This is a genomic window from Cohaesibacter gelatinilyticus, assembly GCF_900215605.1.
Classification (GTDB): domain Bacteria; phylum Pseudomonadota; class Alphaproteobacteria; order Rhizobiales; family Cohaesibacteraceae; genus Cohaesibacter; species Cohaesibacter gelatinilyticus.
In genome coordinates this window covers 1958651-1973912 of sequence record NZ_OBEL01000001.1, presented here as the reverse complement: position 1 = coordinate 1973912, position 15262 = coordinate 1958651, and the positions used below count along the sequence as shown (strand labels likewise).

The following is a 15262-nucleotide window of genomic DNA, read 5'->3' as shown; positions in this document are numbered from 1 at the left end:
AATGTTCGTCAAGCCTAGAAATCCGAACTTTCTATCTGCAATTTAACTCGATCTGCCGAATAGCGGCCTTTGGAATACTCCACCGGAACCCCATCGAGATCCGTGTTGATGGCCTTGAGAACGAGGATCAAGGCACCAGGAGATAGATTGAGCATGTCACTATCGCGGATACTGGCGTGATGGGCTTCAATGACTGTCGATTGGCGGACATAATCATCCAGGCCGCATGCTTTAAAGGATCTGGTGATGGACAGGTTTTCCTGATAACGCTCTGCCAGATCTGGAAAGCGTTTGGCATCGAACCATGCGGTGGATCGAACCAGAGGTATGCCGTCGCCTTTGCGAAGGGTTTGCATGCAAATCACCTCAGCGCCAATTTCCAGCTTCAACGCCTTGGCAACTTCCGGTTTTGCGGCCACATGCTCGGATGAAATGAAATGGCCAGTGATTGCCTGTGTCTGACTTTCCAAGCCTGTTGAGAATCGGGTGCGTTTGGAGATTGGGTAGGTCAGACGCTCGGGCTCTACAATGAAAGTGCCACGACCCTGATGTGCTTGAAGGACGCCATCGTTTACAAGAGCTGATATGGCTGCCCTAACCGTGTGGCGATTGACGCCAAACTCTTCTGCCAACTGCACTTCTGGTGGTAGGCGGCCATCTTCATCTCCCAAGCCGGAGCCGATGCCTGCGCGAATAGCATCAGCAATTTGACGCCATAAGGCAATACCTGAACGGCGTTCAAGTCCGGATTTGAGGTGTGCTTCTGCCATATTTGCCCCTAAGTCTTGTATTCGAGGCCTAGCATTAATCTCATTGTTTGTCACATGGGTGACATGTGGGATGCGTAAAAGTCGCCCATCATGATTTGTCTATTTAATTAGACAATAAAATTTGCTGATCAAATAATCTGGTTAGCAGGTTTGAACGGGAAAGATGATGGTGTGATGGTGCAAACCAATCAGGAAAAACGGCAAGCGCGTCTGGCAATTCTAGCTCGAGCAGGGGCCAAACAAATGCTGGCGCTTTGGAAGCCTCTAGGGCTCGATCCATGTTGCGAAATGGTAAGAGGGCCTGAGACAGGCCTTTTGGCTCTGCGTGGGCGCATGGGCGGCGGTGGCGCGCCGTTCAATTTTGGTGAGGCGACCGTGACACGTGCTACCGTGCGGCTGGAAGATGGCACCCTGGGCCACTCAGTCATGTTGGGTCGTAACGCTGCAAAAGCCCAGCTGGCTGCGGTTATCGATGCACTGGCAGAACAACCTGAATTTTCCAATCTGGTGGAGGAGAAAATTGTATTACCTCTGCAAGAACAGCTGAGCCAACAAGATGATGTGGCTCAGGCTGAAGCGGAAGCGACCAAGGTTTCATTTTTCACAATGGTGCGAGGAGATGATTGATGGCCCTGTCATCTGATATTTTGGGTGCAGAATCCGAGGCTCTTGCCGGTGGCATTGGTGATGCAGCAACACAGACACAGAGTTTGTTTCGCGCTGCAATGAACGCCATGGCACAGCCGGGTCAAATCTATCCTGCTTCTTGTGATGCGTTGCCACCTGCGCCTCTTCAACCATTGATGGCTGGTCTATTGACTATGTTGGCCGATCCTGAGACGCCTGTCTGGCTGGATGATATTTTGAGATCGGAAAAATCCATACAGGATTGGATCACCTTTCACATTGGGGCACCCATCGTTGATGACCCCGATCAGGCCAGTTTCGCACTGATCAATGATATTGCCGGGATGCCGGATCTCGATCATTTCAATCGTGGAGATCAGGCTTATCCAGATCGCTCCACGACACTGCTTCTCAATGTGAAACATATGTTGGCCGACGCTGGAGACCTTGTCTTGCAAGGCCCTGGCATTGATGGAACGGCGAAGTTTGATTTTACGCCCCAACCGATGCGTTTTGAGCAGCAATGGCAGGTCAATCAGAGTTTCTTCCCCAGAGGTGTTGATCTGATGCTGGTTGGTGAGCATGAAGTTGCCTGCCTGCCACGCAGCACACGTCTTGTCCTTGAGCGAGCTGAATAACAGGAGAGCGATATGTATGTTGCTGTGAAAGGTGGCGAAACTGCCATCAATAATGCTCATCGCTTGCTGGCTGATCGCCGCCGTGGTGACCGTGATGTGCCAGTATTGGAATTGGATCAGATCGATCAGCAGCTCTCACTGGCGGTTGATAGGGTGATGAGCGAAGGGGCACTCTATGATCGTGAGTTGGGAGCGCTGGCAGTCAAACAGGCTCGTGGTGATCTGATTGAAGCGATCTTCCTGATGCGTGCTTATCGTACCACGTTGCCACGGTTTGGATATAGCAATCCGATTGATACCAGCAAGATGCAAATCCAGCGCCGTATTTCGGCGACTTTCAAGGATTTGCCGGGCGGTCAGATCCTGGGGCCTACCTTTGACTACACCCATCGTTTGCTGGACCCAGATCTGGCGACAGATGGTGAGGTGCCAAAAGGGGAGCAACAAGAGATTGCTGATAGTGCGCGGACCATGCCTCGTGTTTCAGATCTGATTGCTGATGAAGATTTGATGGAGCCTGATAGTGAGCTGCCGTGTGAAGGGGAGGAAATGGACGAGCCGGGTGATTTGACCCGCGAGCCTTTGGAATATCCAATGGGTCGTGATTTGCGCTTGCAGGCACTTTCGCGCGGAGATGAAGGCTTCCTGCTGGCTCTTGGCTATTCCACGCAACGTGGTTATGCGCGCAATCATCCATTTGCTGGCGAAATCCGCATTGGTGAGGTGGATGTGGAGATGGAAATTCCTGAACTTGGCTTCAGTGTCTCCGTTGGCCGGATACAGATATCTGAATGCCAGATGGTTAACCAGTTTATTGGCTCCTTGAAAATACCACCGCGTTTTACTCGTGGCTATGGTCTGGTTTTCGGCCAGTCCGAACGCAAGGCTATGTCCATGGCACTGTGTGATCGGGCGTTGCGGGCTGAAGAATTAGGTGAAGATATTATTGCCCCGGCTCAGGATGAGGAATTTGTGATTTCTCATTCCGATAATGTGCAGTCCACTGGCTTCGTGGAGCACTTGAAACTGCCGCATTATGTGGATTTTCAGGCGGAACTGAAACAGGTTCGCCAGATGCAGGCGGAATATTTTCAGCGAAATGGGGAAGGGGTCGAAGCAGTCGAGCCCGCTTTTGATGGGGAGGCGGCGCAATGAAAGCTCTGTCCGCACAAACAAGAGATGATGGTAGTTTTGCCGACTATAATTTTGCCTATCTGGATGAGCAGACCAAACGCATGATCCGTCGGGCCATTTTGAAAGCCATTGCCATCCCCGGCTATCAGGTGCCGTTTGCTTCGCGTGAGATGCCAATGCCCTATGGTTGGGGGACTGGTGGGGTGCAGGTAAGCGCGGCCATTATTGGTGAAGATGACGTGTTCAAGGTCATCGATCAGGGATCGGATGATACCACTAATGCGGTCTCGATCCGTGCATTTTTTGCCAAGATGGCGCGAGTAGACATCACAACACATACCAAGGATGCCAGCATCATTCAGACCCGCCATCGTATTCCCGAAGAACCTCTGCAAGAGGGGCAGATTCTGGTGTATCAAGTGCCGATCCCGGAACCTTTGCGCTTTTTGGAGCCGCGAGAAACCGAGACGCGCAAGATGCACGCGGTCGAGGATTATGGGCTCATACATGTGAAGCTATATGAGGATATTGCCCAGAAAGGGCATATCTCTACCAATTACGCTTATCCGGTTAAGGTGAGTGGTCGCTATGTGACTGATCCATCTCCTATCCCGAAATTTGATAACCCCAAAATGCATCGTTCCAAAGCTCTGCAATTGTTTGGTGCGGGACGAGAAATGCGTATCTACGCAATCCCACCTCATACAGAAGTGGTCAGTCTCGATTTTGAAGATCATCCGTTTGAAATTCAAAAATTCGACGAACCATGTGCCCTTTGTGGTGGGACTGATGTGTTTCTGGATGAGATCATTCTGGATGATCAAGGATCACGCATGTTTGTCTGCTCTGATAGCGATTATTGCGAAGAGCGCAGGGCCAATGGTCATACTGGTGTCGTGAATAATGAAGATGAAACAGTCGCGTCGATGGAGGCTATGCAATGACCATCGTTCAACCTAATGATTTGCAAAATACCCCAAGCACCGCATTGCAAGATTTGCCTTTGTTGGAAGTGCGTTCCATCTCCAAGTTTTATGGGGCGAGACGTGGTTGCGAGAATGTTTCATTTGATCTGTATCCGGGAGAAGTACTCGCGATTGTTGGGGAATCCGGTTCGGGGAAATCCACGCTTCTGAATTGCATATCCACCCGCATGTTGCCAACCTCTGGCTTGGTCAATTACCGGATGCGCGATGGTTCCGTTCAGGATGTCTGCCATATGCAGGAAGCGGACAAGCGTTTCTTGATGCGGACTGACTGGGGCTTCGTGCATCAAAATTCAGCTGATGGATTACGGATGACAGTCTCCGCCGGGGCCAATGTGGGAGAGCGTTTGATGGCAGTTGGTCATCGTCATTATGGTTCCATTCGATCAACTGCAACCGATTGGTTGGAGCAGGTTGAGATCTCGGAGGATCGTATTGACGACCAGCCACGGGATTTTTCCGGTGGTATGCGGCAGCGTTTGCAGATTGCTCGCAATCTGGTGACGGGGCCACGGCTGGTGTTCATGGATGAGCCGACTGGTGGGCTCGATGTTTCGGTTCAGGCGCGTTTACTTGATCTGTTGCGCAATCTCGTGAGCAATCTTGGGCTTGCAGCCATCGTGGTAACGCATGATTTGGCGGTTGCCAGGCTTCTTTCTCACCGGATGATCGTGATGAAAGATGGTCATGTGATTGAAGAAGGGCTGACGGATCGCGTGCTGGATGATCCGCAAGCGCCTTATACCCAACTTCTTATTTCTTCCATCTTGCAGGTTTAGGGCGAATGCTATGACTGTTCCTTTGGTTGTCTCAGATGTCTCCAAAATCTTTGTCATGCATTTGCGTGGCTCAATTACCATTCCAGTTGTTCGCAATGTCTCTTTCTCATTGCAAGCTGGGCAATGTACCGTTCTTGGTGGTCCATCCGGGGTTGGTAAAAGTTCGATCCTGAAAATGATCTACGGCAATTATGGTTGCAACAATGGTCAGATTTTGGTTCCGCGAGAGGATGCTATTCTTGATTTGGTGCAGGCATCCCCGCGTGAGATGCTGCGCCTGCGCCGAGATGTCATTGGATATGTTTCCCAATTCCTGAGGGCCATGCCGCGTGTATCTGCACTGGATGTGGCGGCAGAGGGGCTGCTGGAGCAGGGGGAAAGCCAAGAAGTGGCTCGGCAAAAAGCAGGGGAACTTCTTGCCCGTTTGAATTTGCCAGAAGATCTTTGGCAATTGCCACCGGCTACCTTTTCTGGTGGTGAGCAACAGCGCGTCAATATTGCCAGAGGCTTTCTGACCAACCATCCGATCCTGTTGTTGGATGAACCAACAGCGTCACTGGATGCAGCAAACAGAGCTGTTGTGATTGATCTGATCAATGAAAAGAAACAGCAGGATGTTGCGATGCTGGGCATCTTTCATGATGCAGATGTTCGCGATGCCATTGCCGATCAAATCATCAATGTCAGTCAGTTTTCTACTGAGCGCAAGACGTTGGCAACAACAGGCTGAACCGACACTTTGGCGTCATATAAAAAGGATAGGGTCGAAATTTGCTTTCGATCCTGCGATCAACAGTTTTGAGAAGAATTCATGCCTCGGTATGCCCTTTATTATGTTCCTAAGGTGAGTGATCCACTCTATCAGGTGGCTTGCTCATGGCTGGGGAGAGATCCAGTCGTCGGTCGGGATATTTCTCGTTCCATCACCATTCCAGGATTATCTGATGAGGATCTGAACGATCTGACCTTGAATGCGCGACGCTATGGGTTTCACGCGACGTTGAAAGCACCTTTCGAACTCGCTGATGGCAAATCTATGGCAGATCTGGAAAAGGCACTGGAAGTATTTGGAGCGCATCAGTCAGCCATATCCTTACCCTCATTGCAAGTTGAGGAGCTTGGTCGGTTTCTTGCATTGTGCCCCATTGCTGACAGTTCAGAATTAATGGAGTTTGCAGCCAAGCTTGTTCGGGAGTTTGATACTTTTCGAGCGCCCATATCAGAAGCTGATATAGTTCGCCGCCACCCCGATAGTCTTAATGATCGCCAGCGAAACAACCTTTTGCAATGGGGCTATCCTCATATATTTGAAGATTTTCGCTTCCACATGACTTTGACCGATCGGCTCTCAGATCAACAGCGTGATGTGTTGCTGCCCGCACTTAGTGACTTATTCGGGCCAGCTTTAACAACAACCCCTCAATTATCGTCCATCGCTTTGTTCGTTGAACCAGAGCGCGGAGCTCCTTTTACATGTCATCGCCAGTTTGAATTGACTGGTTCTTCCAAGAATGGGGCCGTTGCTGCCTCTTGTCAGGAACTAGGGTTATGACCAACTCCAATGAAGTTCTTATCAATAATGCCCGGATCGTTCTGGAGGATCAGGTTCTTTCGGGCCATATCCAGATCCGGGACGGCAAAATCTGGGATATCGGTGAAGGGGTGCTAACCAATGGCGCAGCTGCACAAGCCGAGGATTTTGATGGTGATTATCTGCTTCCCGGCTTCGTTGAGCTGCATACCGATCATGTCGAAGGCCACTATGCACCTCGTCCCTCCGTTCGTTGGAACCCGATGGCGGCAGTGCTGGCGCATGATGCGCAGATCGCGGCCTCTGGCATCACCACGGTGTTTGACGCCTTGCGGGTTGGCCTGGATACAGATGCAGATCTACAATATGACGACATGTGGGCATTGGCTGAAGCGTTTCAAATTGGCATTGATGATCAGAGCTTGCGAGCCGATCACTTCCTGCATTTGCGGTGTGAAGTCTCGGCTGATGATTGTTTGAGCGCCTTTTCGCAGTTCGAAAACCATGATCTGGTCAAGTTGATTTCTGTCATGGATCATTCGCCAGGGCAGCGGCAATTCACCAATATCGATCAATATGCGGTTTATTACAAAAACAAGCTCAACATGAATGATGATGAGTTCAGGGCATTTTGTGACCGCCGAATTGCCCTGTCCCAGAATAATTCTGACAAGCATCGCTCTGCGATCGCGCAGATTTGTCAGGAGCGTGGTTTCATTCTTGCCAGCCATGATGATGCAACATTGGAGCATGTGCAGGAAGCCATTGAACAAGATATTCACGTGGCAGAATTCCCAACCACCTTTGTTGCGGCTAAAGCCTCTCATGATGCAGGTATGGCCGTGTTGATGGGCGCACCGAACGTTGTGCGAGGTGGGTCTCACTCAGGTAATATTGCCGCTCAGGATTTGGCGGAAGCCGGTGTTCTCGATATCCTGTCGTCAGATTATATTCCCTTCTCGCTGGTGCAGGCTGTATTTTATCTGGCGGACAAGGTCGACGCTATTTCTCTGCCGCATGCGGTGAAAATGGTCTCCTCCAATCCTGCCAAGGCAACCGGGTTGACAGATCGCGGAGAGATCGCGATAGGCAAGCGAGCTGATTTCAGTCGCGTGAAGCGTTCCAATGGAATACCAGTAGTCCATAAAGTATGGCGCGAAGGGCAGCGTATTGTGTGATATGGCCGAGCAATTGGAACAATTTGATAGTCAGGCTGAGGCAGATGGCGCTCTGATCGTTTTGGTCGGGCCGTCTGGCTCTGGCAAGGATAGTGTGCTTGATTATGCGCGAGCACACTTTGCTGATTGCCCGGATGTGGCTTTCATTCGTCGTGCGATTACGCGTCCAAAGGATCATTGCGAAGATCATCAAGCCTTGTCTCTGGATGAATTCGTTGCGATGAAAAAAGAGAGGCAGTTTGCCCTGAGCTGGGGTGCCCATGAGCTGCAATATGGTGTGCCAAGAAGCTTTATTGATGATCTGAAAGATCACCCTTCAAGGGTAGCTGTTGTCAATGGTTCCAGAAAGAAACTCGATGAATTTCGCGCGCTTTTACCAAGGGTTGATATCGTTTGCTTAAGCGTGAAATCTGAGGAGTTGGCGCGGCGTCTTTCCCTGCGGGGACGAGAGAATACCAAGCAGATTCAAGCACGCCTGGAACGCAATGCCGAGATCGAGGCGGAGCTGGGAGCAGATACTTCTTTGCATCATCTCGATAATAGCGGTCCGATCAAGATCGCAGGTGAGCGCTTTGTCGAAATTATCAGCCGCCTTCGTGCAGGTTAGGCTCAGGACCAGTTCCGGCTCATGCCTACAGCTTTCTGGAATTTCTGATATCCGGCGGAGCGATCTACCATCGGGACATGCTTGCCAAATTCTGGCGTGAAGGCAATGGGGTGACCAACGCCTTCTGCTGCCAGTAGGGCTGTGCCTATTGCTGTTAGCTCTGGAATATTGGCAGGCTGAACTGTGCGGCCAAGGCAGTCGGAGAGGAATTGTATAAAGTAAGCATTCTGGCTCATGCCGCCGTCGACGGGAACAGGACCAGTGCTGGCCACGCATTGTTGCATGGCATTCCAGATCTCGGCGGCCCGAAAGGCGATGCCCTCCAATATGGCTTGAATCAATTGTTGCGGCTCGTGATCCAGCGATAAGCCCATCCAGCTTCCTCTTGCCTTGTCGTCCCAATGGGGGCAACCAAGACCTGAAAGGGCGGGGACGAAAACAAGGCCCTGATCTATCGCAGCGTGGGATGTAAACTGATTTATATCTTCGAACTTCTCAAAAAGCCCCAAACCCTTTGCCCAATTGAGGGCAGCACTTGCGGTATAGACGCCGCCATCCAGAGCATAGACAGGGGCTTCCCCATGTTTCTGCCAAGCAACAGTCGGCAGTAGACCAAGATCGGGCCGATGATGAAGCTCTGATCCTGTGACCATGAGAGCAAAAGCTCCGGTGCCGAATGTGATCTTGCCATCGCCTTCCTTGCGGCATCCAAATCCATAGAGAGCGGCTTGTTGATCGACAATGCTGGCTGTAACCGGCACCGGGCCATTATCGGTCTGGATGGTGCCAAAGTTGCCGGTGGTTGGAACAATGTCAGGCAGGCTATTCATTGGTACCCCGAACAGGGCGCATAGCTCTTCATCCCATTGGTGGGTGCGTAAATTCATCAGGGATGTGCGCGAAGCAGTGGTGATATCGGTAACGCATTTGCCTGTCAGGCGATCCAGAAAGAAAGCGTCCGTCGTGCCCAATCTGAGCTTACCTCTAGATTGAGCTTCCTTTGCTTCCGGACTGTTCTTGATAATCCATCCCAGTTTGCTGGCGGAAAAATATGGGTCGAGAGGCAGGCCAGCTTTCGCTAATGTTGTTTCCTCATGGTCTTCTTGCTTGAGTTTTTCAATGACATTGCTGGTGCGCTTGTCCTGCCACACAATGACTGATGTCAGTGCTTCTTTGGTTTCTGCATCCCAGGCAAGGCAGCTTTCCCCCTGATTGTCGATGCCGATTGCATCCACCTTCCCGCTGGCATTGATGCAAGCTTGGATATTTCGGATCAACTCTTCCGGATCATGCTCTACCCAGCCCGGTTGCGGATAATGCTGTTCATGCGCAATTGAATGGGTGATGCTATATTGGCCATCCTCATTCAGTTTCAGGCTTCGGGTGCTGGTTGTGCCCTGATCAATCGCGATAACAGACATGGTTTAGCGTTTCTCCTCAATCGTGAGGCTGAGAGGCCCGGGGATTGGCTGATCAATCCACGGATCAAGCGGTATCAGAATGCGTCGCTCGGGCCGTGAGTTAATGGCTCCGGACCAGAGAATTTTGTCACCGGATTTCAGAACAAGTAATCCCTTTACCGCCCGATTTAGCCTGATCTGCAAATGCTCCATTCTCTGATGATTCTTTGCAGGAGGCAGGCTAAGACATTGTGGCATGACGAAGCGTAGCGCTTCATGCTCCAGCTCAATGGAATGGGTTATCGGTGGCGGGGTTTGTTCTGAGTGCAAATTATCTGCGAGGATGTGGGCCATCTTGTGCCCTTCATTCCAGCACCATGCGGATGTTTCTGCTGATCGTAACAAATTGCCGGTCGAGAAGACATGCTCATCATTGGTGCGGCCATATTGATCCACCTTTGGGCCGCCTGTTGCAGGATCCATTTCCAGATGGCTGTTGAGCAACAAAGCGGATTCGGGTCGGAAATGGCCTGAGACAATTACACCATCTGTCTCAATCTGATGGATTTTACCCTCTCTATCCCGATAGGAAAGGGCTTCGACTTGATCTCGTCCGTGAATGGTAAGATTGTGTGTCCCCATTATAAGCGGGATGCCGAGCAATTTGGGGAATAGAGCATTGAAGGAACGAGCAATGACCCTCTCCTTCTCTTCAATCATGGCTATTGGTTTGATGCCCATGTGACGGCAAGTCAGAATGGCTGAAAAGGAGACCAATTCGCTGCCCAGAATGACGGGGTGTTTGAAGGGGCGTTTTCCATGCTGATAGATCATGGACTGTAAAGCGCCGGTGGACAGCACGCCTTGCGGGCGCTGCCCACCGATCAGGCGTTGCGAGCGGCTGCTCTCGCGCACGCCTGTAGCCAAGACCACCCGATCAGCCAGCATTTTGCATGAGCCGTTGGGTGTCGTCAGGGATAGATGTCCTCCGGGTGCCAAGTTTGTTACATGGCAATTGGTAAGAATTGCAACACCGGCATCCTCTGCTTTGTTGCGGAGAAGGTGGGCATAGTCTGGGCCTTTGAGCAGGCGTTTATATTCCCAAAAACCAAATGGATAATGGCCGCAATGCTGAGGGATGCCTCCAGCTTGCACTTGGCGCTCCAAGATCACAACATCATCAATGCCAAGATTTTTGAGCTCTGTTGCAAGAGCAAGACCGGAGGGGCCACCGCCGACAATCGCGACCTGACAGGATGGTGGGATATGTTTGAGGCTAGTCATGGTCAGCCTCCCCAATGGGGCGGTCAAAATGCCCCTCAGTTAGCGAGGCGAGCGTTCCCATGCAGTTGAAACCTTGACATCTGCCCATAGCAGCGCGGGTTCTACGCTTCAGGCCTTGCAGGCTTTTTGCGGGCAATGGATCTTGCAGGGCTTGTTCAATTTCGCGTTTTGTCACCATTTCGCAATGGCAGACAATCTCTCCATGATCGGATCCTTGCCAATCTCGCGGGTGATAGTCAGACAGGCGGTTGGCTTTGGGAATGATTGGGCCTTTGATTGCTGAGAAATTTTTTGAGCTTTTAAGCAGTTCCTCGGCGCAATAGCGGGCCAGTCCTAGGGCGGAACTCAGACCTGTGGAGCGAATGCCGCCAACGCTGAGATAATTTTGCTCGGCAAGGTAGGTGAGGCGATAGTCCTTTTCCTCACTGGCAGGGCGCAGGCCAGCATAGGTCGCGGCGATGTCATAATTGGCAAGGGTAGGGAACATGTCGATGCCCTTTTGCCTCAAGTCCCGCAGGGTCTCTCGCTCGGTGGAGGCATCTGTTCGCGATTCCTGCTCTTCTGCCGTTGGGCCGATCAGGAGATTGCCGAAGATCGTGCGACAGACAACAATGCCTTTTGTCGTGGCAGTTGGAACCGGCAAGATGATGGTGGAGCTGACTTTCGAAGCTGCCTTGTCGAAAACAACAAACTGGCCTTTGCGTGGCCTGATCGAAAAGAGCTTCTTGCCAATCAATCGTTGATTGACCACATCACCATAGAGACCTGCGCAGGAAATGACGGTTCTGGCGGTGATGGAGCCCGCTTGCGTGTTCAGATGCCAGTGATCACCTTCAAATGAACCGGATAATAGTTCGGCATTTCTTCTAACTTCACCACCGTTGAGTAAGGCCTGTGTCAGGTAGGCGTGAGGGCTGGACCAAGGGTCGATCAGGCACTCCCCGGGCACCAGAAAACCACCCTTGACATTAGGTGATAGATTAGGCTCCCGATCTAAAATCTGCTGTCGAGTAAGGCGGATGACGTCGGCCACACCATTTTGATGTGCCTGATCGATCAACTCATCCAGTTTGGCTTCCTGCTGAGTATTCCATGCCAGAACCATGGCGCCGGATTTCAGGATAGGCAGCTCCATCTGCTCATGCAGAGCCAGATAGTCTTCATAGCCTTTTGTGATGCACTTTTGCTCCAGTGATCCGACCGGGGCATCAAAGCCGGTATGCAAGATGGCGCTGTTACCCTTGGATGCTCCATCCAGAATGTCTGCCGCTTTTTCCAGCAAAATGACTTTCGCGCCATCAAGAACCAATTGTCGAGCCATGGCGCAACCCACCACGCCGCCGCCAATGATGGCGAAGTCGAACATTTTGGAATTGTTGGATTGGAGCTGCATGTGCGCCTTCTGGTTGCTTGTCACGGATATTTGTGAGGGCGGAATCGTTTCAAACGCCGTTTGTTGTCGCAAACAATCTATCGACAGGTCGGTCTTTTGGCAAGTTTGGATTGGAGTTTTTGTTGATTTGGGCAAAATATTGTGAATTTTGTTAAATTTAAAATATAATAAAATCAATTATTTAATATTCAAAATGACCGAATGGGCAAATTTTATTTGTTTTTATAGCTGATTTCTGCAACTCTTTGTGCATCAAAGGGAGGCAATGGAATGACAGGACGAAAATCCTCTGTCAGGCCAGGTGTGCGGCAGGCAGAGATTGCTGAGCTGATCGCCAAGCATGGAAAAGCCAGCGTAGAGGAGCTGGCAGTACGGTTTGATACATCGGCGGAAACCATCCGGCGAGATCTTGGCGTGTTGGCTGATATGGGGCAGGTGCGCAAGATCCACGGTGGCGCGCGTGCGATAGATGTGCGCGAAGAAGGGCCGTTTGATGAGCGTATGAAACTCAATGCTGCGGCCAAGCGCATCATTGCCGAAAAAGCCTTCAGACTGGTCGCGCCACGACAAACTCTCTTTATCGATACAGGGTCTACCACACTTGTCTGTGCTGATGTTCTGGCTCGGGTCAAGGATTTGACGGTGATTACCAACTCGGTGCGGATTGCTCGGACCTTTGCGCAGGGCACCGGGGGCTCACGGGTTTTCTTGTTGGGTGGGCAATTCGCTCTGGATAATAGCCAGACAGTAGGGCCAGCCACAGTCAATGAGATCAATGGCTATCAGGTGGATCATGCAATTCTGACCGTCGGTGCCATCGATTCTACGGGCGTCATGGATTACTCCCATGATGAAGCACAGGTTGCCCGTGCCATGATTGGATCTGCCTCACAAGTCAGTGTGGTGGTAGATCATTCCAAATTCGGTAAAACCGCACCATTTCGCGTTTGCGGTCTGGATCAGATCGATCAATTGGTGGTGGATGTGGAGCCGGATGATTCATTGGATCAGGCTCTGGCCTCCAGTCAGGTGGAGGTGATTTGATGATCAACTATCAAGAGCTATTTGCAACTGCATCCATGCCACGCTGGGCTGTCACTTACGTCAAGGTGGTTGACAAGGTGAATTACTGGATTGGCCGGATCATGATGTATGGCATCTTTGTTATGGTCGGGATCCTTCTATGGTCCTCCATTTCAAAAGCCATGTTCGTGGTTCCAGCCTTTTGGACCCTTGAGGTCGCTCAATTTGCTTTGGTGGCCTACTATCTGTTGGGTGGGCCATATTCCTTGCAATTGGGTTCCAGCGTGCGCATGGATCTTTTTTATGGCAGCTGGACTGTGCGCCGAAAGGCCTGGTTCGACAGCTTCACTATTCTCATTCTCATCCTCTATTTGTCCGTTCTGCTTTATGGTGGGATCGATTCCACGGTCTATGCCGTTGAATATGGAGAGCGCAGCCCGAGCTTGTGGCGCCCCTATCTCTGGCCGGTCAAATCCATCATGTGTCTGGGCATCTTCCTGATGTTGTTGCAGGCCTTCTCCGAACTGATCAAAGACATTGCAAGATTGCGGGGAGCTACAGCCTGATGTCGCAAGAGTTAATCGCCCTTTTGATGTTCTCTTCCCTGATGCTGATGTTGATGACAGGTCAGCGGGTCTTTGGTGCCATTGGCGGAATCGCCGCTATTGCGGCGCTGGCTCTTTGGGGAACTGGTGGCTCGAATATCCCGTTCTCTGCGGCCATGAAGGTGATGAAATGGTATCCCATGCTCACCTTGCCGATGTTCATTTTCATGGGTTATGTGCTTTCTGAAAGTAAGATTGCCGACGATCTCTACAAAATGTTTCATGTCTGGATGGGACCGGTGAATGGGGGACTGGCGATCGGTACCATCGGCTTGATGGTGTTGATCTCCGCAATGAATGGTTTGTCGGTGGCTGGTATGGCTATCGGGGCGACTATTGCCTTGCCAGAACTCTTGAAGCGTGGCTATGACAAGCGGATGGTGACCGGGGTCATTCAGGCTGGATCATCGCTTGGGATTCTGGTGCCGCCTTCGGTGGTGTTGGTGCTCTATGCCATGATTGCGCGTCAGCCAGTGGGGCAGCTTTGGCTGGCTGGAGTGATGCCGGGCCTGATGATGGCTCTGCTTTTCATCCTCTATATTGCCATTCGATGCAAGATACAGCCGCAATTGGGGCCAGCGCTGGCGGATGACAATCGTGATATCACCATGTCCGAGAAGCTGGGCTTGTTGAGCGCAGGGTTGCTGCCATTGGGTATCTTCTTTGCCATGATGTTCCCTTTCATCAAGGGCTGGACCTCGCTGGTGGAGAGTTCTGCCATTGGAGCCATGACAGCCTTTATGGCAGCGGTCGTCAAACGCCGGATGAACTGGAAAGTGTTTGAGACTTCCGTTCGTCAGACACTCGCCATTTCTTGCATGTTCATGTGGATCATCTTGGCAGCGCTCGGTTTTGGTGCTGTCTTTGATGGATTGGGTGCCGTGAAAGCAATCGAGCATCTCTTTACCGAGCAATTGGGTCTAGATCCCTGGACCATCCTGATCCTGATGCAGCTTTCCTTCCTGCTGATGGGCACCTTCCTTGATGATACTGCGATGCTGGTGATTGTTGCGCCGCTTTATGTGCCATTGGTCAAGATCCTTGGCTTCGATCTGATCTGGTATGGGGTGCTCTATACCATCACGACACAGATTGCCTACATGACCCCACCTTTTGGTTACAACCTCTTCCTGATGCGAGCCATGGCGCCGCCTCAAATCGGACTGAAGGATATTTATGCCTCCATCATTCCCTTTGTTGGCATCATGGTTCTGGCGCTCGCTCTTCTGATGATCTTCCCCCAAATTGCCATGTGGTTGCCAAACTATGTCTATGGCAAGTGATTGAATTTGAACTAAAAGAGCAGG

16 protein-coding genes are annotated in these 15262 nt (G+C 51.2%); 12 read left to right on the top strand and 4 right to left on the bottom strand.

Going from position 1 to position 15262, the window contains the following annotated elements:
- Positions 1 to 14: 14 nt before the first annotated feature.
- Positions 15 to 770: a phosphonate metabolism transcriptional regulator PhnF gene (gene phnF, locus CRO57_RS08975; protein ID WP_097152914.1), complete on the bottom strand. Its 756-nt coding sequence runs from the start codon at positions 768 to 770 to the stop codon at positions 15 to 17.
- A 150-nt stretch (positions 771 to 920) separates the two neighbouring features.
- On the opposite strand from phnF, the gene phnG reads away from it, so the two are divergent.
- From phnG to phnN, 9 genes are all read left to right on the top strand, one after another.
- Positions 921 to 1397 (top strand): phosphonate C-P lyase system protein PhnG, encoded by a 477-nt coding sequence (gene phnG / locus CRO57_RS08970; RefSeq protein WP_342068275.1) that lies wholly within the window; start codon positions 921 to 923, stop codon positions 1395 to 1397.
- On the top strand, positions 1397 to 2035 hold the full coding sequence (gene phnH / locus CRO57_RS08965; protein WP_097152912.1) for a phosphonate C-P lyase system protein PhnH: 639 nt from the start codon (positions 1397 to 1399) through the stop codon (positions 2033 to 2035). Before phnG ends, phnH begins: the two co-directional genes overlap by 1 nt.
- A gap of 12 nt (positions 2036 to 2047) precedes the next feature.
- Positions 2048 to 3190 (top strand): carbon-phosphorus lyase complex subunit, encoded by a 1143-nt coding sequence (locus tag CRO57_RS08960; RefSeq protein ID WP_097152911.1) that lies wholly within the window; start codon positions 2048 to 2050, stop codon positions 3188 to 3190.
- The gene (locus tag CRO57_RS08955; protein WP_097152910.1) at positions 3187 to 4113 is read left to right on the top strand and encodes an alpha-D-ribose 1-methylphosphonate 5-phosphate C-P-lyase PhnJ; all 927 of its coding nucleotides are present in this window, start codon (positions 3187 to 3189) and stop codon (positions 4111 to 4113) included. Before CRO57_RS08960 ends, CRO57_RS08955 begins: the two co-directional genes overlap by 4 nt.
- A 44-nt stretch (positions 4114 to 4157) precedes the next feature.
- Complete coding sequence (phnK, locus tag CRO57_RS08950; RefSeq protein WP_097153309.1) at positions 4158 to 4934, top strand: phosphonate C-P lyase system protein PhnK; 777 nt, start codon at positions 4158 to 4160, stop codon at positions 4932 to 4934.
- Positions 4935 to 4944: 10 nt separating this feature from the next.
- Complete coding sequence (gene phnL, locus CRO57_RS08945; protein ID WP_097152909.1) at positions 4945 to 5664, top strand: phosphonate C-P lyase system protein PhnL; 720 nt, start codon at positions 4945 to 4947, stop codon at positions 5662 to 5664.
- An 81-nt stretch (positions 5665 to 5745) separates the two neighbouring features.
- Entirely contained in the window at positions 5746 to 6486 is a 741-nt protein-coding gene (locus tag CRO57_RS08940; protein WP_097152908.1) for a DUF1045 domain-containing protein, read from the top strand.
- A complete protein-coding gene (locus CRO57_RS08935; RefSeq protein WP_097152907.1) occupies positions 6483 to 7643 on the top strand; it encodes an alpha-D-ribose 1-methylphosphonate 5-triphosphate diphosphatase in 1161 nt (386 codons plus the stop codon). The genes CRO57_RS08940 and CRO57_RS08935 overlap by 4 nt, the downstream gene beginning before the upstream one ends.
- A 1-nt stretch (position 7644) precedes the next feature.
- Entirely contained in the window at positions 7645 to 8250 is a 606-nt protein-coding gene (phnN, locus tag CRO57_RS08930; RefSeq protein WP_097152906.1) for a phosphonate metabolism protein/1,5-bisphosphokinase (PRPP-forming) PhnN, read from the top strand.
- 2 nt (positions 8251 to 8252) lie between these two features.
- On the opposite strand, the gene CRO57_RS08925 is transcribed toward phnN, so the two are convergent.
- Genes CRO57_RS08925 through CRO57_RS08915 form a run of 3 tightly spaced genes read right to left on the bottom strand, consistent with a single transcriptional unit; the run spans position 8253 to position 12327 of the window.
- Positions 8253 to 9671, bottom strand: a complete 1419-nt coding sequence (locus CRO57_RS08925; protein ID WP_097152905.1) for an FGGY family carbohydrate kinase — start codon at positions 9669 to 9671, stop codon at positions 8253 to 8255.
- A gap of 3 nt (positions 9672 to 9674) precedes the next feature.
- Positions 9675 to 10934, bottom strand: coding sequence for an NAD(P)/FAD-dependent oxidoreductase (locus CRO57_RS08920; RefSeq protein ID WP_097152904.1), 1260 nt, complete (start codon positions 10932 to 10934; stop codon positions 9675 to 9677).
- A complete protein-coding gene (locus tag CRO57_RS08915; RefSeq protein ID WP_097152903.1) occupies positions 10927 to 12327 on the bottom strand; it encodes an NAD(P)/FAD-dependent oxidoreductase in 1401 nt (466 codons plus the stop codon). The genes CRO57_RS08920 and CRO57_RS08915 overlap by 8 nt, the downstream gene beginning before the upstream one ends.
- A 270-nt stretch (positions 12328 to 12597) precedes the next feature.
- Here CRO57_RS08915 and CRO57_RS08910 point away from each other — a divergent pair, with 270 nt between their 5' ends.
- From CRO57_RS08910 to CRO57_RS08900, 3 genes are read left to right on the top strand one after another with little or no spacing between them, the layout of a single operon-like run.
- Positions 12598 to 13371, top strand: a complete 774-nt coding sequence (locus CRO57_RS08910) for a DeoR/GlpR family DNA-binding transcription regulator (protein ID WP_097152902.1) — start codon at positions 12598 to 12600, stop codon at positions 13369 to 13371.
- Positions 13372 to 13406: 35 nt separating this feature from the next.
- On the top strand, positions 13407 to 13916 hold the full coding sequence (locus CRO57_RS08905) for a TRAP transporter small permease subunit (protein WP_097153308.1): 510 nt from the start codon (positions 13407 to 13409) through the stop codon (positions 13914 to 13916).
- A complete protein-coding gene (locus CRO57_RS08900) occupies positions 13916 to 15238 on the top strand; it encodes a TRAP transporter large permease (protein ID WP_097152901.1) in 1323 nt (440 codons plus the stop codon). Before CRO57_RS08905 ends, CRO57_RS08900 begins: the two co-directional genes overlap by 1 nt.
- Positions 15239 to 15262 lie beyond the last annotated feature (24 nt).